The sequence below is a fragment of the Acidovorax sp. FG48 genome, from assembly GCF_057809085.1.
On record NZ_JBMDJH010000005.1, the window covers coordinates 82,034 to 99,560 of the forward strand.

Below are 17,527 nucleotides of genomic sequence, written 5' to 3' on the forward strand. Positions count from 1 at the left end.
GTTTTTGGCGCTGGCAGGCATTCGGTCTGTCGGCCTGAGCAGGTAGTCCTGTGACACGGCTTTCGAGGCGCGCTCCTTCCGTTCAATACCCGCTGCGGCGCAGCAGGGTGTTGGGTGCGCTGTTATTGGCTCTTTTGTTCATCGGGGCTGGGGTCGTGGCTGCTTGGGTGGGCTTTGGGGCGCGTGATGCAGTTTTATCGGCTGCTGTGGCCCTCGGACTCTGGTTGTTGGCAGCGGCGGGTGCAGCCCATTTTTGGTGGGGCCAGCCTCGCGGAGTGCTGCAATTCGATGGTCAAGCCTGGACGCTGGGCCAAACGGCAAAGTCCTTTAGCGGGCCACTGGCGCTTTCCGTGGCTCCCGAGGTCTTGCTGGATCTGCAGGCGCACCTGTGGGTGCGCATCGTGCCCATAGGACATTCATCCCAGTGGTTATGGCTGGAGCGCTCCAGCCAGCCTGAGCGCTGGATGGACTTGCGCCGTGCGGTATATTCGCGCGCCAGATCGGGCGTTGACAACGCTGACGAAACCGCCCGGCAAGCTGTTGCAGGGCGTGAATCCTGAGTATCCATGACTGTAATTCCGCCTTCCCCCTCCGAAGACAGCGATCTCGAACTGGTGGAGCGCACGGTAGCGGGCGACCAGCGCGCCTATGAATTGCTGGTCATCAAGTACCAGCGTCGCATCGAGCGACTCATCGGACGTATGGTGCGTGACACGGACTTGGTCCAGGACATTGCCCAGGAAACCTTCATTCGCGCCTATCGGGCGCTGCACCAGTTCCGTGGCGACGCCCAGTTCTACACCTGGCTGTACCGGATTGCCGTCAATACTGCCAAAAAGGCGCTGATGGACATGAAGCGTAACCCGGTCATTTCTGAAAATGCCTTCCGGGGTTCCGAGGATGAAGATGAAACTTCCCGCCTTGGACACGAACTAACCAGCGACGAAACCCCAGAAACTGTTCTTGCGGCCCAAGAAATTGCGCAGGTCGTGAACGCAGCCATGGAGGCCTTGCCTGACGATCTGCGCCAAGCGGTCACGCTGCGAGAGATTGAGGGGCTCAGTTACGAAGAAATTGCAACCGCAATGGGATGTCCCATAGGTACGGTGCGGTCTCGAATTTTTCGGGCGCGCGAAGCCATTTCGGCCAAAGTGCGTCCCTTGCTCGAAAACCAGTCGGGCAAACGGTGGTGAGGTGATCGAATGAACAAGGCAGAAACAGGTATCAATACCCCGGCAGAACTTGACTTGCGCGAAGTGCGAAGCGAGCAGTTGTCGGCGCTGGCAGACGGTCAGCTCCATGGTGACGAGTTCGCCGCTGCGCTGGCCTGGGCGGCGGAAGATGAAGGACGAGACACCTGGGGGGTGTATCACCTTGTGGGCGATGTGTTGCGCTCCTCTGACCTGGCCCGGCCAGTCAATCCAGCATTTCTATCCCGTTTGCGCGACGAGCTTGCCAAGGAAGCGCCGCCACAGCGCCCTCAGGCTCCGGCTGAACTGGACCCACGAGACCATATAGCAGCTCACTTGCCGGAGGCCGCCAATGCTTCGGTGTTCCGCTGGAAGATGGTGGCGGGTTTTGCATCGCTGGCCGCCGTGGCGGCCATAGGCTGGACCTCGTTCTCCCAACTCCAGGGTGCCGGCGGGCCGGGGGCGCAACTGGCCGCATCTTCCACCGAGCGCGCGACGGCGCAAGGCGCGCCTGTGGTGGCCGTTGCAGACGCAGACGGTCAGCAAGTGATGATCCGCGACCCCCGTTTGGACGAGTTGCTGGCCGCCCACAAGCAGTTTGGCAGTACATCGGCCCTGCAGATGCCGGCGGGCTTTTTGCGCAACGCGACGTTTGAGACCCCTGGCCGCTGAACCGTGGATGGCAATTTCTGGCGCTGAGATCGTGTGATGAACCCCTCTGGAGTAGTGAAGGTCTTTGGAATTTCCCGGGTTCGTTGGTTTGGCTCGCTGATCGCGGCGGCACTTTGCGGACTGAGCGTACTTCCTGCGGTGGCTGGCCCCGCTGAATCATCTGCCAGTGCACCGGCTGAGCGCGATATGGCGCAGTGGATCGAGCGCATGCACAGCGCGCCCTGCAGCCGCCCTTATGCCGGTACGTTCGTGGTGTTGTCAGCCAACGGCGCCATGTCCAGCTCACGCATCTGGCATGCATGCGACGCCCAGCAGCAGCTGGAGCGGGTGGAGTCGCTCAGTGGCACCCCTCGCACCGTCTATCGGCGCAATGATGAAGTTCGCACTTTTCTGCCCCAGGTGCGCGTCGTGCGCTCGGACCGTCGCGATGCGTCCGGGCTCTTTCCACGCGTACCTGTCGTCAGTGGAACATCGATTGCCCAGTTCTACACACCCCGCCTGCTGGGCCAGGAGCGGGTGGCGGGCTTCATGTCGGATGTGGTTGCGTTTCAGCCTGCGGACACTCTGCGCTTTGGTTACCGGCTCTGGAGCGAGCGGGAGACCGGGCTGGTGGTGAAGCTGCAGACTGTAGCGGCGGACGGTCGGGTGCTGGAGCAGGCGGCTTTTTCCGAACTGGACCTCAACGCGCCGGTGAAGGTCGAGCAGCTGTCGCGTCTGATGGATGCGACCTCGGGTTACAAGGTGGTCGCACCTTCCGTCGTCAAGACCACGGCCAAGGCCGAAGGTTGGACCTTGCGCCAGCCGGTGGCAGGTTTTGTGCCTGTCAGTTGCCATCGCAGGGCGGTATCCGACGCGCCAGACGCCCCCAATGTATTGCAGTGCCTTTACTCCGATGGGTTGGCTTCGGTCTCGCTTTTCGTCGAGCCGTTTGACCCCCAGCGCCATCCTGCGCAGCCCCAGGTTTCCAGCATGGGAGCTACCCAGTTGCTGGCCCAACGCGGGCCGTCAGACATGTGGCTGACTGCGGTGGGCGAGGTGCCACTGCAGACGCTGCGCCTCTTTGTCGGCCAACTGGAGCGCCTGCGCTGACCGGTGCTGTGGGACCGAAACGGTGTGCCCATCGCTCGCGGACCTGTAGATCGTCGTGGGGTCATGGTGGGGGTCACGCGTCCCGGGAACCATTTGGCGTCACACTCTTCACAGTCACACACAATTCGTGAACAGCATTCGCCAAGAATCAAGAAAGGTCGAAGATGCCGAAGTTTGATGGAAGTATGTTGCGTTCGGTGGCAGTGGCATGCCTGATGGGTGGTTTGGCCACCGTGTCATTAGCGCCCCATGCGGCGTTGGCACAGCCTGCACCACTGGTTCGAGGCTTGCCTGATTTCACCGATCTGGTGGATCAGGTGGGGCCTTCGGTGGTCAATATCCGCACTGTCGAGAAAGTGTCCAGTCGCTCCAATGCCAACGGTATGGACGAAGAGATGCTCGAATTCTTCCGCCGGTTTGGTGTTCCGATTCCCAACGTCCCGCGGCAGCAGCGGCCCCAACGACCTCAGCAGGAGGAAGACGCTCAGCCACGCGGTGTGGGGTCGGGGTTTATCTTGACCTCGGACGGGTTCGTGATGACCAACGCGCATGTGGTCGATGGTGCCGATGAAGTCATCGTGACTTTGACCGACAAGCGCGAGTTCAAGGCGCGTATCGTGGGTGCCGACAAGCGCACCGATGTAGCGGTGGTGAAGATCGAGGCGTCCGGGCTGCCTGCGGTCAAGGTGGGCGACGTGAGCCGGCTCCGCGTGGGTGAATGGGTGATGGCGATTGGCTCACCCTTTGGGCTGGAGAACACAGTGACGGCAGGCATCGTCAGCGCCAAGCAGCGGGACACGGGCGACTACCTCCCCTTCATCCAGACAGATGTGGCCATCAACCCCGGAAACTCTGGCGGACCGCTCATCAACATGCGGGGGGAGGTGGTAGGCATCAACAGCCAGATCTATTCCCGCTCGGGGGGGTTCATGGGGATCTCATTCGCAATTCCTATGGATGAAGCCATCCGCGTGAGTGATCAACTGCGCGCGTCGGGCCGTGTGACGCGTGGCCGCATCGGCGTGCAGATCGGGCCAGTCACCAAGGACGTCGCCGAATCGATTGGTCTGGGCAAGGCGCAAGGAGCCTTGGTAACGGGAGTGGAGGCTGGATCGCCTGCCGACAAGGCCGGCGTGGAGGCGGGCGACATCATCACGCGGTTTGATGGCAAGCCGATTGAGAAAGTGGCAGACCTGCCGCGCTTGGTTGGTAACACCAAGCCGGGTAACCGCAGCTCCGTCACGGTGTTCCGTCGCGGTGCCTCGCGTGATCTGGCGATCACCATTGCGGAGATCGAGCCAGACAAGCCAGCGACCAAAGTGGCTGAGCGCGAAGAGAAGCCCAAGGCCTCGGCCGCTGCGCAGCAGATGGGTTTGTCTGTGACCGACCTGACGGATGCCCAGAAGAAAGAGCTCAAGCTCAAGGGCGGTGTGGTGGTGGCTGCCGCTACGGATGCTGCCGCACGCGCGGGCCTGCGCGAAGGGGACATCATCTTGTCGGTGGCGAACACGGAAGTCTCGGGCGTGAAGGAGTTCGAGTCTGTGTTGTCCAAGGCCGACAAGAGCAAGCCTATCAATGTGCTCTATCGCCGCGGCGAGTGGGCGCAGTACGCGCTGATTCGTCCTGGCAAGTGAGCGGGGCAGAGGCGTGAGGGGAATCGCGCCGTCCGGGGCGATTCCCTACTCAGAGTGGGGGGCTTTGCTGTGATCGCTGAATTTTTGACAGGTCGACCGCTGGCGCCGCAATGAGTCTAGATGTTAGCTTTTGCTAACTTTTTAAAGGGTCATCAACCACTTTCGATAGAATAGAGGCTGGCGTTCAACGCTTATCTGCATATCGACCGGCTCTGTGTTCACGATGTGGGATGTTTTTGTGCAATGCACAGTTGATCCACAGCTCGCCCACAAGTTGTTCAGCGTTGTTTGTGTGTGGGTTGTGCATAAACTGTGTATAAAATACCTGTTGCACCATGGCAACTTCCCTCAGATACCGGAGGGTGGGCTTTTTCAGTTGGCCTTTTTGCCTACAATGAAGCTCCAACTATCGCAGTTGCCAATGATTGTTGGTTCAGGGCGCGTCGCCACTCGACGCGCCCTTTTTTCTTGTGCGCGCTGTTTTAATTCAATCACTTGACGCTTTCCGTTGATGAATCACATCAGAAATTTTTCCATCATTGCGCACATCGACCATGGCAAGTCGACGCTGGCCGACCGCTTGATCCAGCGGTGTGGAGGTCTTGCAGACCGTGAGATGGAGGCCCAGGTCCTGGACTCGATGGACATCGAAAAAGAGCGTGGGATAACCATCAAGGCGCAGACCGCTGCGCTGCATTACAAGGCGCGCGATGGGCAGGTCTACAACCTCAATCTGATCGACACACCGGGCCATGTGGACTTCTCGTACGAGGTCAGCCGTTCGTTGTCTGCGTGCGAGGGCGCACTGCTGGTCGTGGATGCATCGCAAGGGGTGGAGGCACAGACTGTGGCCAACTGCTACACCGCGCTGGATCTCGGTGTCGAAGTGCTGCCCGTGCTCAACAAGATGGACCTGCCACAGGCCGACCCCGACAACGCCAAGGCCGAGATTGAGGATGTCATCGGCATCGATGCCACGGATGCCATCCCATGCTCGGCCAAGACGGGCATGGGCATCGATGAAATCCTGGAGCTGATCGTCGCGAAGGTGCCAGCACCTCGTGGCAATCCCGATGCCCCACTGCGTGCGATGATCATTGACAGCTGGTTCGACCCATACGTCGGCGTGGTGATGTTGGTGCGCGTGGTGGATGGTCGCCTGCTCAAAGGCGAGCGCATCAAGATGATGGCATCTGGTGCGGCCTACAACGCTGACAACCTGGGTGTGTTCACGCCCGCCAACTCACCGCGCGACGCGCTCAATGCGGGCGAGGTGGGCTACATCATTGCGGGTATCAAGGAGCTGAAGGCTGCGAAGGTGGGCGACACCATCACGCTGGAAAAGAAGCTACCCAACAACCTGGGCCCGGCCGAGCAGGCGCTGCCCGGCTTCAAGGAAATCCAGCCCCAGGTGTTCGCCGGTCTCTACCCGACCGAAGCCAGCGAATACGACCAGCTGCGCGACGCGCTGGAAAAGCTTCAGCTCAATGACGCCTCGCTGCACTTTGAGCCCGAGGTGTCGCAAGCGTTGGGCTTCGGCTTCCGCTGCGGCTTCCTGGGCCTTTTGCACATGGAGATCGTTCAGGAGCGTCTGGAGCGCGAGTTCGACCAGGACCTGATCACCACCGCGCCCAGCGTGGTGTACGAAGTGGTCAAGGGTGACGGCGAAGTCATCATGGTGGAGAACCCCTCCAAGATGCCGGAGCAGGGGCGTATCCAGGAGATCCGCGAGCCCATCGTCACGGTGCATCTGTACATGCCGCAGGAATACGTGGGCCCAGTGATGACGCTGGCCAACCAGAAGCGCGGCGTGCAGCTCAACATGGCCTACCATGGCCGCCAAGTGATGTTGACCTACGAGTTGCCGTTGGGCGAGATCGTGCTGGACTTCTTCGACAAGCTCAAGTCCGTGTCGCGCGGCTACGCCTCCATGGACTACGAGTTCAAGGAGTACCGCGCCTCCGATGTGGTGAAGGTGGACATCCTGCTCAATGGCGAAAAGGTCGATGCGCTGTCCATCATCGTCCACCGCAGCCAGTCGGCCTACCGTGGCCGCGCGGTGGCGGCCAAGATGCGCGAGATCATCAGTCGCCAGATGTTCGATGTAGCGATTCAGGCCGCCATCGGCGCCAACATCATCGCCCGCGAGACCATCAAGGCCCTGCGCAAGAACGTGCTGGCCAAGTGCTATGGGGGCGACATTACCCGCAAGCGCAAGCTGCTTGAGAAGCAGAAAGCAGGCAAAAAGCGCATGAAGCAGATTGGATCGGTCGAGGTGCCTCAGGAGGCGTTCTTGGCCATTTTGCAGGTGGAAGACTGATGCAGTTCATGCAAATTTTGACGTCGCTGGTGCTGGCGGCCTTTGTGGGGTACATCGGCGCTTGGTATACCGGGGCGATCGAGGGTAATTTTGCGTTGCTCCTGTTCCTTGCGACGGTCGTCACTGGTGTTTACTGGCTGGCGGAGCGTATTTATTTTCTCCCTCGCCGGCGGCGTGCAGCCCAGGCCATTGAGGATGCAGCCGCCGAGCGGCGCGCAGAACTGGATCGCATGGGGATCCAGAAGGTGGACGTGGATGTGCAGGAAGCCAAGGGTCGCATCCTCATGCAGCCGTGGTGGCTGGACTGGACGGCGGGCTTGTTCCCCGTGATTGCGGCCGTTTTCTTTTTGCGCTCGTTTCTGTTCGAGCCCTTCAAGATCCCGTCGGGTTCCATGATCCCGACCCTGCTGGTCGGTGATCTGATTCTGGTGAACAAATTCACATACGGTATCCGGCTGCCGGTCATCAACACGCGGCTGACGGAAGGCACCCGGCCCGTGCGTGGCGATGTGCTGGTGTTTCGCTACCCGCCACAACCGAGCATGGACTACATCAAGCGGGTGGTGGGTGTGCCGGGCGACGAGGTGGCTTACATCAACAAGCGCCTCACTATCAATGGCAAAGCGGTGGATACAAAAGCCTTGTCCGACTTCTTTGAAGAAGACTCCATGCGGTACTTCAAGCAGTTCGAAGAGCAACTGGGCGACAAGCCACACCGGTTGTTGAACAACCCCGATGTGCCCGCTTTTGTACAAGGCGCCAGCAATTTTGCCTATCGTGAAAACTGCCGCTACAGTGTGGAAGGTGTTACGTGCAAGGTGCCGGAGGGGCATTACTTCATGATGGGTGACAACCGAGACAACTCACTGGATTCCCGTTACTGGGGGTTCGTGCCAGAGGGCAACATTGTGGGTAAGGCCTTTTTTGTCTGGATGAATTTCGGTAATCTCAAGCGCATCGGCTCGTTCCATTGAGCACGGGCGATTGCCAACAATATTGAGGGGATCATTAATGAAGACACATCGCATCGCTAGCCGCTCGCGCCAACGCGGGTTGTCGTTTTTTGGACTGATTTTTGTGGGGTTGATCGCCGTGGCCGCGTTTGCTATCGGCGGGCAGTCCGTGCCTATCTTTCTGGAGTACAGCGCAGCTAAGAAGGCCATCGAGAAAGCCAAAGTGGAGACGACGGTGCCCGGTGTGCGCGCTGCTTTCGACCGCGCGGCGGCTATTGACGACATCACATCCATCAAAGGCTCTGACCTCGAAGTGACTAAGCGCGGCGATAAGGTGATCGTGTCTTTCAAATATTCGCGCGAGATCCCCCTGGCAGGTCCAGCCTATCTGGTCTACCGCCTTGAAGCGCAGACCAACTAGGTGCAGACCGGTCTCTTAGCGCTGCAGGGTCGCCTGCAGCATGTATTTTCTGATCCCTCGCTGCTCCAGCGTGCCACCACGCACCGCAGTTTCTCGGCCGACCACAACGAGCGGCTTGAATTCTTGGGCGATTCCGTCTTGAACCTGGCGGTGGCCAGTTTGTTGTACCAGCGGCTGTCGGCCTTGCCGGAGGGTGATCTCTCGCGTGTTCGGGCCAATCTGGTCAAGCAAGACACGCTGCACCAGTTGGCTGTGCGGCTCAAAGTGTCCGAGGTGTTGCGTCTGGGCGAAGGCGAGGCTAAGTCAGGCGGGCAGCAGCGGCCCTCCATCCTGGCCGATGCACTGGAAGCACTGATCGGTGCGGTGTATCTGGACGCTGGCTATGCCAGCGCAGAAGCCCTGGTGCACCGCCTTTTCCAGGGCGTGGAGATCAATCCGCAGATGCAGGCAGCGTCCAAGGACGCGAAAACCGCGTTGCAGGAGTGGCTCCAGGGCCGCAAAATGAAGCTGCCGCAGTACAAGGTGGTGGCGACGGTGGGAGCGGCCCACCGCCAGACCTTCGACGTCGAGTGCGATATTCCCGAACTGGGCCTGACCGAGCGTGGCATCGGCGGCTCGCGCAGGGCGGGCGAGCAAGCCGCTGCTGCGGCCATGCTGGCCACATTGAAAGCAAAGAATTTATGAATGACGCTACCAAAGATGTAGCTGCTGACGACGGCGCTGAAAGCTCCTCGGGGCAAGACGATCTGGAGGCCATGCTGGCTGCGGCCGGAGCTCCCGCTGCAGTGCCTGGCCAACGCTGCGGTGTGATCGCCATTGTGGGCAAACCCAACGTGGGCAAGTCCACCCTGCTCAATGCCCTGGTGGGGCAGAAGATCAGCATCACCTCGCGCAAGGCGCAGACTACGCGCCACCGCATCACGGGCATTCGTACGCTGGAGCAGACGCAGTTCATTTTTGTGGACACCCCGGGCTTCCAGACCCGGCACGCCACCGCCCTCAACAAGTCGCTCAACAAGACCGTGATGGGCGCGATTGGGGACGTGGACCTGATCCTCTTCGTGGTCGAGGCTGGCAATTTCACCCTGGCCGACGCCAAGGTGCTGTCGCTGTTCAAGCCCGGCATTCCCACGCTGCTGGTGGCCAACAAGCTGGACATGGTGCACCGCCGTGCCGAGCTGGCCCCCTGGCTCAAGAGCATGCAGGAGCGCCATCCGTTCGCTGAATTTGTGCCCATGTCGGCCAAGAACAAGGGTGACATCGAGCGCTTGTTCGGCATTTGCGCCAAATACCTGCCCGAGCAGCCCTGGTGGTATGGCGAGGATGAGCTGACCGACCGCAGCGAGAAGTTTCTGGCGTCCGAAACCGTGCGCGAGAAGCTGTTCCGCTTTACCGGCGACGAGCTGCCCTACACGTCGACCGTGGTGATCGACAAGTTCGACGAGGAAAAGAGCAAGCAGCACAAGCGCCTGGTCAAGATCGCCGCCACCATCGTGGTGGAGCGCGAGAACCACAAGATGATGGTCATCGGCGACAAGGGCGAGCGCCTCAAGCGCATTGGCACCGAGGCCCGCCAGGAGTTGGAAAAACTCATGGACGCCAAGGTGTTCCTGGAGCTGTGGGTCAAGGTCCGCTCCGGCTGGGCCGATGACGAAGCCCGGGTGCGCTCCTTCGGCTACGAGTGAATCCCGAACGCTAACGCTCCCTTCCTGCTGCTCGCGCACACCGCAGCAGGCGTCACAGGCGATCCTTTCTCTCCCTCCATCCCTGCAGTACCGTGGCCGTAGCCAAGCGCGTTTCCGATGAGCCTGCGTTCGTGCTGCACAGCTACGACTGGAGCGAGTCCAGTCTGATCCTGGAGGTCTTCTGCCGCCAGCAAGGGCGAACTGCTCTGGTGGCCAAAGGGGCCAAGAAGCCCAGCTCCAACTTCCGCCCGGTGCTGTTGCCGCTACAGCCCTTGCTGGTGACCTACACGCTCACGGGCGATGGCCATGCGGACATCCATACGCTCAAGGGCGCGGAATGGGTAGGCGGGCATGTGATGCCCACAGGGGATGCTCTGCTGTCGGGCATGTACCTCAACGAACTGCTGCTGCGCCTGCTGGCGCGTGCAGACCCGCACCCAGCCTTGTTTGATGCCTATGCGGGCGTGGTGCGCGTGCTGGCCAGCGAACATGGCGATGCGCTGGAGGCGGTGCTGCGCAGCTTTGAGCTGCTGCTTCTGCGCGAGATCGGCCTTTTGCCCGGCCTGGATGTGCAGACCATGACCTTCGACCCCCTTGAGCCCAACGCCCGCTACACGCTGGTGCCCGAAGGCGGCTTGCGCGCTGCGTCCGCCGCAGACCGTGCAGGCCTGACAGGCAGCCAATGGCAGGCCTTGCAGCGTGGCCTGGATGATGTGGCCAGCTACACCGCCACCTTGCGCGCTTGCGCTCCCGTTGCAGCTGAACTCAAGCCGCAGCTGCGTGCCCTGCTGCAATACCATTGCGGTAGCCCGACGCTGCGCACCCGCCAGCTCATGATCGACTTGCAGGCCCTATGAACCCATCCTCCCGTTCCCTCCAGCGCACCGCCTTGTCCGTCAACGTCAACAAGGTGGCCCTGCTGCGCAACACGCGCCATCTGGGCATTCCCAGCGTCATCCGCGCGGCTGAGCTGTGCCTGAAGGCGGGGGGCCAGGGCATCACCGTGCACCCCCGCCCTGACGAACGCCATATCCGCAGCCAGGACGTGTTTGAGCTGGCAACGCTGATGAAGGCCTGGCCCGAGCGCGAATACAACATCGAGGGCAACCCTTCGCAGAACCTGATGGACTTCATCCGCCAGGTGCGCCCCCACCAAGCGACCTTTGTCCCCGACAGCGAGGACCAGTTCACCAGCGACCACGGCTGGAGCTTTCCGCAAGATGCCGAGTGTCTGGCGCCTCTGGTGGCCGAATGCAAGGCGCTGGGCGTGCGTGTGAGTCTCTTCATGGACCCCGTGCCCGAGCAGATGGCCGCCGCCAAGGCGGTGGGCGCTGACCGGGTGGAGCTGTACACCGAGCCCTATGCAGCCGCCTGGGGCTCGCCGCAGCAGGCGGTGGAGCTGAAACGCTACGCTGCAGCCGCCCAGGCGGCGCTGGATGCAGGCTTGGGCGTGAATGCGGGTCATGACCTCAATCGGGACAACCTGGCGGCCTTTGTGCGCGAAGTGCCGGGCGTGCTCGAGGTCTCGATCGGCCATGCGCTGATCGCCGATGCGCTGGAGCTGGGCTACACAGCCACCGTACAGGCCTACCTGGATTGCATTGCACAGGGGTTTGCGATTGCTGGAGACTCCTGATTTGATAGCTGCAACCGCATATTGCACTAGCGCTTGCAGCCATTTTTGTTGAAATTCCATGATCTACGGCATAGGTACCGACATCTGCGACGTGCGCCGCATCGCGGCCAGCTTGGCCCGCCACGGCGACCGTTTTGCAGAAAAGGTGCTGGCCGATGGCGAACTGGCCACCTGGCGCGAACGCAGCGCGCGCTGGCCCGACCGGGGCTTGCGCTACCTGGCCACCCGGTTCTCCGCCAAGGAGGCTTTTAGCAAGGCGATTGGTCTGGGCATGCGCATGCCGATGACCTGGCGCCACTGCGAGGTCGCCAAGCTGCGCAGCGGCCAACCTGTCATCGTTCTGCACGGCGCGCTCAAGGAGTGGTTTGAGGCCCAGGGCCTGCAGGCGCACCTGAGCGTGACTGACGAAACCGATTACGCCGCCAGCTTCTGTGTGGTGGAGAAAATTCAAACCAAATCACCTTGAAGCGCTGGATTGATATGCGCTGATAGCTATCCATTGAGTAGCAATTGCCCTTTGAAACCTTCCATGACTGAACACGCTCCCCTGATCCTCGACGTCGCTGGTACCACCCTCAGCGCCGATGACCGCCGTCGCCTGGTGCACCCGCTCACGGGCGGCGTCATCCTGTTTGCCCGCAACTGGGAAAACCGCGCGCAGCTGCTGCAGCTCACCAGCAGCATCAAGGCCGTGCGCGACGACCTGCTGATCTGCGTGGACCACGAAGGCGGCCGCGTGCAGCGCTTTCGCACCGATGGCTTCACCCACCTGCCGCCCATGCGCGCGCTGGGCGAGATGTGGATGGACGATGGCAAGGGCGCCAAGGCCGTGCCCGGTAGCGGCGCCCTGCGCGCCACCAACGCAGCCACGGCGGCGGGCTATGTGCTTGGGGCGGAACTGCGCGCCTGCGGCGTGGACTTCAGCTTTACACCGGTGCTGGACCTCGATTGGGGCGAAAGTGGTGTGATCGGCGACCGCTCCTTCCACCGCGACCCTCGCGTAGTGGCGCTGCTCGCCAAGAGCCTCATGCACGGTCTGCTGCAGGCCGGCATGGCCAACTGCGGCAAACACTTTCCGGGCCACGGTTTCGTCAAGGCCGATTCACACACCGAAGTACCCGTGGACAAGCGCAGCCTCAAGGCCATCCTGGCCGATGATGCAGCGCCGTACCCCTGGCTCAGCAGCACGCTCACCAGCGTGATGCCGGCTCACGTGATCTATCCCAAGGTCGACAGCCGCCCCGCCGGTTTTTCGCAGCGCTGGCTGCAAGACATCCTGCGCCGCCAGATGCGCTTTGACGGCGCCATCTTCAGCGACGACCTCAGCATGGAAGGGGCCCGCCGACTGGACGGCCAGGTGGTCAGCTACACCGACGCCGCCGTGGCGGCGCTGGAGGCAGGTTGCGACTTGGTGCTGTTGTGCAACCAGAGCGTGGGCGATGGCAAGGCGGTGGACGAACTCATCGAAGGCCTGGAAAAGGCCCAGCAGCAAGGCCGCTGGCAGCCGAGTGTGGACAGCGAATCCCGCCGCCTGGCGCTGCTGCCCGAAACCCTGCCGCAGGCCTGGGACGAACTCATGTACCAGCCCGCTTACCTGCAGGCGCTCGACCTGTTGCCCTGACCTGGTTGGTAATGAGGCGTTGGGTGCGGCGCCGTCCCGCGCGGCGCTGCCCCTTCAGCGCTAGGAGCGTGTCGGACTTGGAGCGTCGATAGCGAGAATCGGCCCCAGCGAGGACAGTTTTTGCCGGATTTGCAGACCCATAGTCCAGCTATGGGGCAAAAAGACGGTAAAAAATGGACCGCTGCGGCCGATTTGCAGCCGACGACTTCCAAGTCCGACAGGCTCCTAGGGCGTGTTGAAAGGCCCTGGCGTCACCGGCGTCGGTGCGGCCGGGGAGGCGTTGGCTACAGCATCCGCGGCGGTAGCCGGTGGTGTGGGCGGGGCAGGGGGCGGCGGTACCCCCTGAAACCTGCGCACCACGCGCTGGAACACCAGCGCATTCGGAATCTGCAGCCAGGCCGTGTGACCGGTGGCTGCGCCGTGGTCTTCCAGCGTGGTGTAAAGCAGGTTGATGTCCACCACGCGCCCCTTGGCGCCAGGCTTCTCTGCGGTGTCCAACACCTCGATGTAGTCGCCGATCTTGAAGGGCCGCACGGTGAAGATCAGCAGCGCACAAAACAGGTTGGACAGCACGCTCCAGGCCGCGAAGAACGCCACCGCCCCCACCGTGGCAAACCCGGTGAATGCAGTCCAGAGCACCGTGGCGGACACCCCCATGCGCTCCAGCACCAGCAGCAGCGCGCTGGCAATGATGATCCACCGGATGAGGCCGTTGATGGGCACCACCAGTTCATTGGGCAGTTGGTAGTGCGCACTGGCGCGGCGTACCAAACGGCGCAGCGTGCGCTGCAGCAACCAGGCTGCGAACAGGATCAGCAGGATTTGCGAACCGGGGATGATGACTTCGAGCCAGTCCTGCATCCACTCGGGCAGTCGGGTTTTCAGAACTTGCATGCGGGAGACGGCGGTACGGGCGTTGCGTTCGGTCGCGTCAAACGAGAAAAAGTGGAAGAAACTCAATGGCGTAATTGCTCCAGGGTGTCCATCTGCATTTCAAAACTGAAGAAGCGGTTGCGGCCCTGCGCCTTGGCGGCATACAGCGCCTGGTCGGCCCGCATGATCATGCTTTCGGCGTTGGTGCTGTCATCGGGCACGCAGGTGGTGATGCCGCCCGACAGGGTCAGCGTGTCGCCCAGCGGGGAGCCAGCGTGCGCAATGGCGCGCACCTTGAGCAACTGCCCCAGCGCGCGCGCAAACGTCATCGCGCCGGAGCGGGGCGTGTTGGGCAGGATGAGGGCGAATTCCTCGCCGCCATAGCGCGAGGCCACGTCCCGGGGGCGTACGCAGACTTCGCGCAGCAGGCGGCCCACTTCCTTCAGGCAGGCATCGCCTTGCACGTGGCCGCTGGCGTCGTTGAACAGCTTGAAGTGGTCCAGATCGCACAGCATCAACGTGAGCGGCGTTCCGTCGCGTCGTGCGGCCAGGATCTCGTTGTGCAGGATGCGATCAAACCCGCGGCGGTTGACGAGGCCGGTGAGGGCATCGATTTCCACCATCTCATTGAGCCGCTGGTTGGCAGCATGCAGCTCGGCCGACATCGACACCAGCCGTCGACGCATGTCCAGCAGGCGCCGCATGGCACGCAGCTTGGCCATCAGCACGATGGGTTTGACCGGCTTGACGAGGTAATCGTCGCCGCCCACCTCGATGCCACGCCACACGTCCAGTTCGTTGTCCAGGCCCGAAAGAAAGATGATGGGTGTCCAGTCGCCGGCCTCGCTCTCGCGCATCTGCTGCGCCACCCAGTAGCCGTCCTGGCCTGGCAGCTTGATGTCCAGCAACACCAGGTCTGGCCGGTGTGTCTTGAACAGATGCAGGGCAGCCTGGCCTTCAGGCGCTTCGAAGATGTCGGACACACCCGCCCGCCGCAGTTCGGCCACCAGCGCCGCGCGCACGGAGCCCTGGTCCTCGACCACCAGCACCGAAAAAGCATTGCCCGAGGGCAGGGGCTCGCTGGCAGGGTAGGGGGCGTTGCTGGAGCTGAAGGGCACGATGTGTCTCCTTGGTGCCTGTGGGCCGGACGGGGCGGTGGCCAAAGACCGCCGGCCAGCATCAATCGGGCCTCAGGACTCGCGGCGCAGCGCCGGGAACAGGATCACGTCGCGAATGCTGGGGCTGTCTGTCAGCAGCATCATGAGGCGGTCAATGCCGATGCCGCAACCCCCCGTCGGTGGCATGCCGTACTCCAGTGCGCGCACGAAGTCGTGGTCGTAGAACATGGCCTCGTCGTCGCCGCTGTCCTTGGCCGCCACCTGGGCGTGGAAGCGTGCGGCCTGGTCTTCGGCGTCGTTCAGCTCGCTGAAGCCATTGCCGAACTCGCGCCCGGTGATGTAAAGCTCAAAGCGCTCGGTCACCTCGGGGCGGTTGTCGTTGGCACGGGCCAGCGGCGAGATCTCGGTCGGGTGCTCCATGATGAAGGTGGGCTGCCACAGCTTGTCTTCCACCGTTTCTTCAAAGTACAGCACTTGCAGGCTGGCCAGGGTTCGGGTGGAGAGCTTGTCCTTCTCTTCCGTCATGCCCAGCTTCTTGAGCGCGCTGATGAGCCATGCTGCATCGTCCACATGGGCGCCGGCTTCGGTGTACTGGAAGATCGCTTCGCGGATGGTCAGGTGGGCAAACGGCTGGGACAGGTCCACCGCGCGGCCCTGGTACGTCATCTGCAGCGAGCCCGTGGCCTTGAGCGCTACCTCGCGGATCAGCGTCTCCGTGAAGTCCATCAGGTCCAGGTAATTCCAGTACGCCGCGTAGAACTCCATCATGGTGAACTCAGGGTTGTGGCGTACCGAGATGCCTTCGTTGCGGTAGCTGCGGTTGATCTCAAACACACGTTCAAAACCGCCCACGATCAGGCGCTTGAGATACAGCTCAGGCGCAATGCGCAGGTACATCTCCTGCTCCAGCGCGTTGTGGTGCGTGACAAACGGCTTCGCATTGGCGCCGCCCGGAATGGGGTGCAGCATGGGCGTCTCGACCTCGAGGAAGCCATGGCTCACCATGAACTCGCGCAGGCCGCTCACGGCCTTGCTACGGGCCACGAAGCGCTTGCGAGCCTGCTCGTCGGTGATCAGGTCCACATAGCGCTGGCGGTATTTCTGCTCCTGGTCGGCCATTCCGTGGAACTTGTCGGGCAACGGACGCAGGCTCTTGGTGAGTAGGCGCAGGCTGGTCACCTTGACCGACAGCTCGCCGGTCTTGGTCTTCATCAGCGTGCCCTCAGCGCCCAGGATGTCACCCAGGTCCCAGTGCTTGAAGGCCGCATACAGATCCTCGCCCACGGCGTCGCGGGTCACATACAGCTGGATGCGGCCGCCCACTTCACCCAGCGAGCCGTCCTGGATGGTGGCGAAACTGGCCTTGCCCATCACGCGCTTCAGCATCATGCGGCCAGCCACGGAAACGCTTACCGGCGTGGCTTCCAGAGACTCGTTGGTGGCTGCGCTGTGTTCCAGGTGCAACTGCGCCGCCTTGTGGGCGGGCTTGAAGTTGTTGGGGAAAGCAACGCTACCGCCGTTGGCCTGGGCTTCGCGCAGAGCGCGGAGCTTTTCGCGACGCTCGGCGATGAGCTGGTTGTCGTCCTGGGGGGTGGGGGCGTGAATTTGGTCTGACATAGGTGCCGTCGGTGCGGAGCGTGGAGTGGAGGGCTGCGTTCAGCCGAACCGTTGATTTTATCGGTTACGCACTGCCTGAAGGTCCTCGGCCCCCGGACGGGTGGTAGCCCCAAAGCGCGGATATGGTTCTGGCGATGATTTTCAGATCCGCCCACAGCGTGTGCGAGCGGGCGTACTGCGCCGCGTAGCGCAACTTGACGGGGAGAATCTCCTCAATATACGTGCGCTCGGGGTCGCTGCTTTGGCCCAGCAAGGTGCTTTCGTCGCGGAATTCGATGGATGCGTGGTCTGTGATGCCCGGCCGCACACTGAGTATCAGCTCCCGAAGGTCACTGGGGTATAGCGCGACGTAGTGAGGCACTTCAGGCCGGGGGCCGACGAGGCTCATCTGGCCGAGCAATACGTTCACCAGCTGCGGCAGTTCATCTGCTTTGGTACGCCGCAGCCAGTAACCAGCGCGCGTAATGCGGGCGTCTGCACCGATCGTAATGGCGGGGCCATGTGCCTCTGTACGCTGGTGCATGGTGCGGAACTTGTAGATGTGGAACAGCTGGCCTGCGCGTCCTATGCGCTGCTGGCGAAAGAGCGCAGGGCCAGGTGAGTCGCATACCACCCACAGCGCCACGGCCAGCAGCAAAGGCGTGAGCAATACCAGCCCAAGCGCAGCAAATACCAGGTCGAACAACCGTTTGGGCATG

General features: G+C 62.1%; 18 protein-coding genes. 14 read left to right on the forward strand and 4 right to left on the reverse strand.

The annotated features are described in order from the left end of the window. Positions 1–350: 350 nt before the first annotated feature. From ACODSU_RS09165 to nagZ, 14 genes are all read left to right on the forward strand, one after another. Positions 351–560 carry a hypothetical protein gene (locus ACODSU_RS09165; RefSeq protein ID WP_488841845.1) on the forward strand — a complete coding sequence of 70 codons (210 nt, stop codon included), beginning with the start codon at positions 351–353 and terminating at the stop codon, positions 558–560. A gap of 6 nt (positions 561–566) precedes the next feature. Beyond that, a complete protein-coding gene (gene rpoE / locus ACODSU_RS09170) occupies positions 567–1,193 on the forward strand; it encodes an RNA polymerase sigma factor RpoE (protein WP_488841847.1) in 627 nt (208 codons plus the stop codon). Positions 1,194–1,202: 9 nt separating this feature from the next. Beyond that, a complete protein-coding gene (locus tag ACODSU_RS09175) occupies positions 1,203–1,862 on the forward strand; it encodes a sigma-E factor negative regulatory protein (RefSeq protein ID WP_488841850.1) in 660 nt (219 codons plus the stop codon). Between the two features lie 36 nt (positions 1,863–1,898). Continuing rightward, the gene (locus ACODSU_RS09180; RefSeq protein ID WP_488841852.1) at positions 1,899–2,951 is read left to right on the forward strand and encodes a MucB/RseB C-terminal domain-containing protein; all 1,053 of its coding nucleotides are present in this window, start codon (positions 1,899–1,901) and stop codon (positions 2,949–2,951) included. 164 nt (positions 2,952–3,115) lie between these two features. Further along, positions 3,116–4,585 (forward strand): DegQ family serine endoprotease, encoded by a 1,470-nt coding sequence (locus ACODSU_RS09185; RefSeq protein ID WP_488841854.1) that lies wholly within the window; start codon positions 3,116–3,118, stop codon positions 4,583–4,585. Between the two features lie 511 nt (positions 4,586–5,096). After that, on the forward strand, positions 5,097–6,905 hold the full coding sequence (gene lepA, locus ACODSU_RS09190) for a translation elongation factor 4 (RefSeq protein WP_015013196.1): 1,809 nt from the start codon (positions 5,097–5,099) through the stop codon (positions 6,903–6,905). Further along, positions 6,905–7,879, forward strand: a complete 975-nt coding sequence (gene lepB, locus ACODSU_RS09195) for a signal peptidase I (RefSeq protein ID WP_488841857.1) — start codon at positions 6,905–6,907, stop codon at positions 7,877–7,879. Before lepA ends, lepB begins: the two co-directional genes overlap by 1 nt. Before the next feature lie 37 nt (positions 7,880–7,916). Beyond that, the gene (locus ACODSU_RS09200; RefSeq protein ID WP_422849084.1) at positions 7,917–8,279 is read left to right on the forward strand and encodes a DUF4845 domain-containing protein; all 363 of its coding nucleotides are present in this window, start codon (positions 7,917–7,919) and stop codon (positions 8,277–8,279) included. Beyond that, entirely contained in the window at positions 8,280–8,963 is a 684-nt protein-coding gene (rnc, locus tag ACODSU_RS09205) for a ribonuclease III (RefSeq protein WP_488841859.1), read from the forward strand. Further along, positions 8,960–9,964, forward strand: a complete 1,005-nt coding sequence (gene era, locus ACODSU_RS09210) for a GTPase Era (protein WP_488841861.1) — start codon at positions 8,960–8,962, stop codon at positions 9,962–9,964. Before rnc ends, era begins: the two co-directional genes overlap by 4 nt. A 92-nt stretch (positions 9,965–10,056) precedes the next feature. Next, positions 10,057–10,821, forward strand: coding sequence for a DNA repair protein RecO (gene recO / locus ACODSU_RS09215; protein ID WP_488841863.1), 765 nt, complete (start codon positions 10,057–10,059; stop codon positions 10,819–10,821). Beyond that, positions 10,818–11,600, forward strand: coding sequence for a pyridoxine 5'-phosphate synthase (locus tag ACODSU_RS09220; RefSeq protein WP_488841864.1), 783 nt, complete (start codon positions 10,818–10,820; stop codon positions 11,598–11,600). The genes recO and ACODSU_RS09220 overlap by 4 nt, the downstream gene beginning before the upstream one ends. Positions 11,601–11,658: 58 nt before the next feature. Next, the gene (gene acpS, locus ACODSU_RS09225) at positions 11,659–12,066 is read left to right on the forward strand and encodes a holo-ACP synthase (RefSeq protein WP_488841865.1); all 408 of its coding nucleotides are present in this window, start codon (positions 11,659–11,661) and stop codon (positions 12,064–12,066) included. Positions 12,067–12,129: 63 nt separating this feature from the next. Further along, complete coding sequence (gene nagZ / locus ACODSU_RS09230) at positions 12,130–13,221, forward strand: beta-N-acetylhexosaminidase (RefSeq protein WP_488841867.1); 1,092 nt, start codon at positions 12,130–12,132, stop codon at positions 13,219–13,221. 225 nt (positions 13,222–13,446) lie between these two features. On the opposite strand, the gene ACODSU_RS09235 is transcribed toward nagZ, so the two are convergent. The 4 genes from ACODSU_RS09235 to ACODSU_RS09250 form a co-directional block, all read right to left on the reverse strand. Further along, positions 13,447–14,115 (reverse strand): mechanosensitive ion channel family protein, encoded by a 669-nt coding sequence (locus ACODSU_RS09235; protein ID WP_488841869.1) that lies wholly within the window; start codon positions 14,113–14,115, stop codon positions 13,447–13,449. Between the two features lie 62 nt (positions 14,116–14,177). Then, positions 14,178–15,212 carry a GGDEF domain-containing response regulator gene (locus ACODSU_RS09240; RefSeq protein WP_488841871.1) on the reverse strand — a complete coding sequence of 345 codons (1,035 nt, stop codon included), beginning with the start codon at positions 15,210–15,212 and terminating at the stop codon, positions 14,178–14,180. 72 nt (positions 15,213–15,284) lie between these two features. After that, positions 15,285–16,829 (reverse strand): lysine--tRNA ligase, encoded by a 1,545-nt coding sequence (gene lysS, locus ACODSU_RS09245; protein WP_488841873.1) that lies wholly within the window; start codon positions 16,827–16,829, stop codon positions 15,285–15,287. A 64-nt stretch (positions 16,830–16,893) separates the two neighbouring features. Continuing rightward, on the reverse strand, positions 16,894–17,526 hold the full coding sequence (locus tag ACODSU_RS09250; protein ID WP_488841875.1) for a sugar transferase: 633 nt from the start codon (positions 17,524–17,526) through the stop codon (positions 16,894–16,896). Position 17,527: the final 1 nt, after the last annotated feature.

What these genes read in the sequence shown, in the direction of transcription:
- ACODSU_RS09180 (WP_488841852.1), top strand. Translation starts at nt 1,899, where the DNA reads ATGAACCCCTCTGGAGTAGTGAAGGTCTTTGGAATTTCCCGGGTTCGT.
- ACODSU_RS09200 (WP_422849084.1), top strand. Translation starts at nt 7,917, where the DNA reads ATGAAGACACATCGCATCGCTAGCCGCTCGCGCCAACGCGGGTTGTCG.
- lysS (WP_488841873.1), bottom strand. Translation starts at nt 16,829, where the DNA reads ATGTCAGACCAAATTCACGCCCCCACCCCCCAGGACGACAACCAGCTC.
- nagZ (WP_488841867.1), top strand. Translation starts at nt 12,130, where the DNA reads ATGACTGAACACGCTCCCCTGATCCTCGACGTCGCTGGTACCACCCTC.
- ACODSU_RS09220 (WP_488841864.1), top strand. Translation starts at nt 10,818, where the DNA reads ATGAACCCATCCTCCCGTTCCCTCCAGCGCACCGCCTTGTCCGTCAAC.
- ACODSU_RS09175 (WP_488841850.1), top strand. Translation starts at nt 1,203, where the DNA reads ATGAACAAGGCAGAAACAGGTATCAATACCCCGGCAGAACTTGACTTG.
- rpoE (WP_488841847.1), top strand. Translation starts at nt 567, where the DNA reads ATGACTGTAATTCCGCCTTCCCCCTCCGAAGACAGCGATCTCGAACTG.
- ACODSU_RS09185 (WP_488841854.1), top strand. Translation starts at nt 3,116, where the DNA reads ATGCCGAAGTTTGATGGAAGTATGTTGCGTTCGGTGGCAGTGGCATGC.
- era (WP_488841861.1), top strand. Translation starts at nt 8,960, where the DNA reads ATGAATGACGCTACCAAAGATGTAGCTGCTGACGACGGCGCTGAAAGC.
- acpS (WP_488841865.1), top strand. Translation starts at nt 11,659, where the DNA reads ATGATCTACGGCATAGGTACCGACATCTGCGACGTGCGCCGCATCGCG.
- ACODSU_RS09250 (WP_488841875.1), bottom strand. Translation starts at nt 17,526, where the DNA reads ATGCCCAAACGGTTGTTCGACCTGGTATTTGCTGCGCTTGGGCTGGTA.
- lepA (WP_015013196.1), top strand. Translation starts at nt 5,097, where the DNA reads ATGAATCACATCAGAAATTTTTCCATCATTGCGCACATCGACCATGGC.
- lepB (WP_488841857.1), top strand. Translation starts at nt 6,905, where the DNA reads ATGCAGTTCATGCAAATTTTGACGTCGCTGGTGCTGGCGGCCTTTGTG.
- ACODSU_RS09235 (WP_488841869.1), bottom strand. Translation starts at nt 14,115, where the DNA reads ATGCAAGTTCTGAAAACCCGACTGCCCGAGTGGATGCAGGACTGGCTC.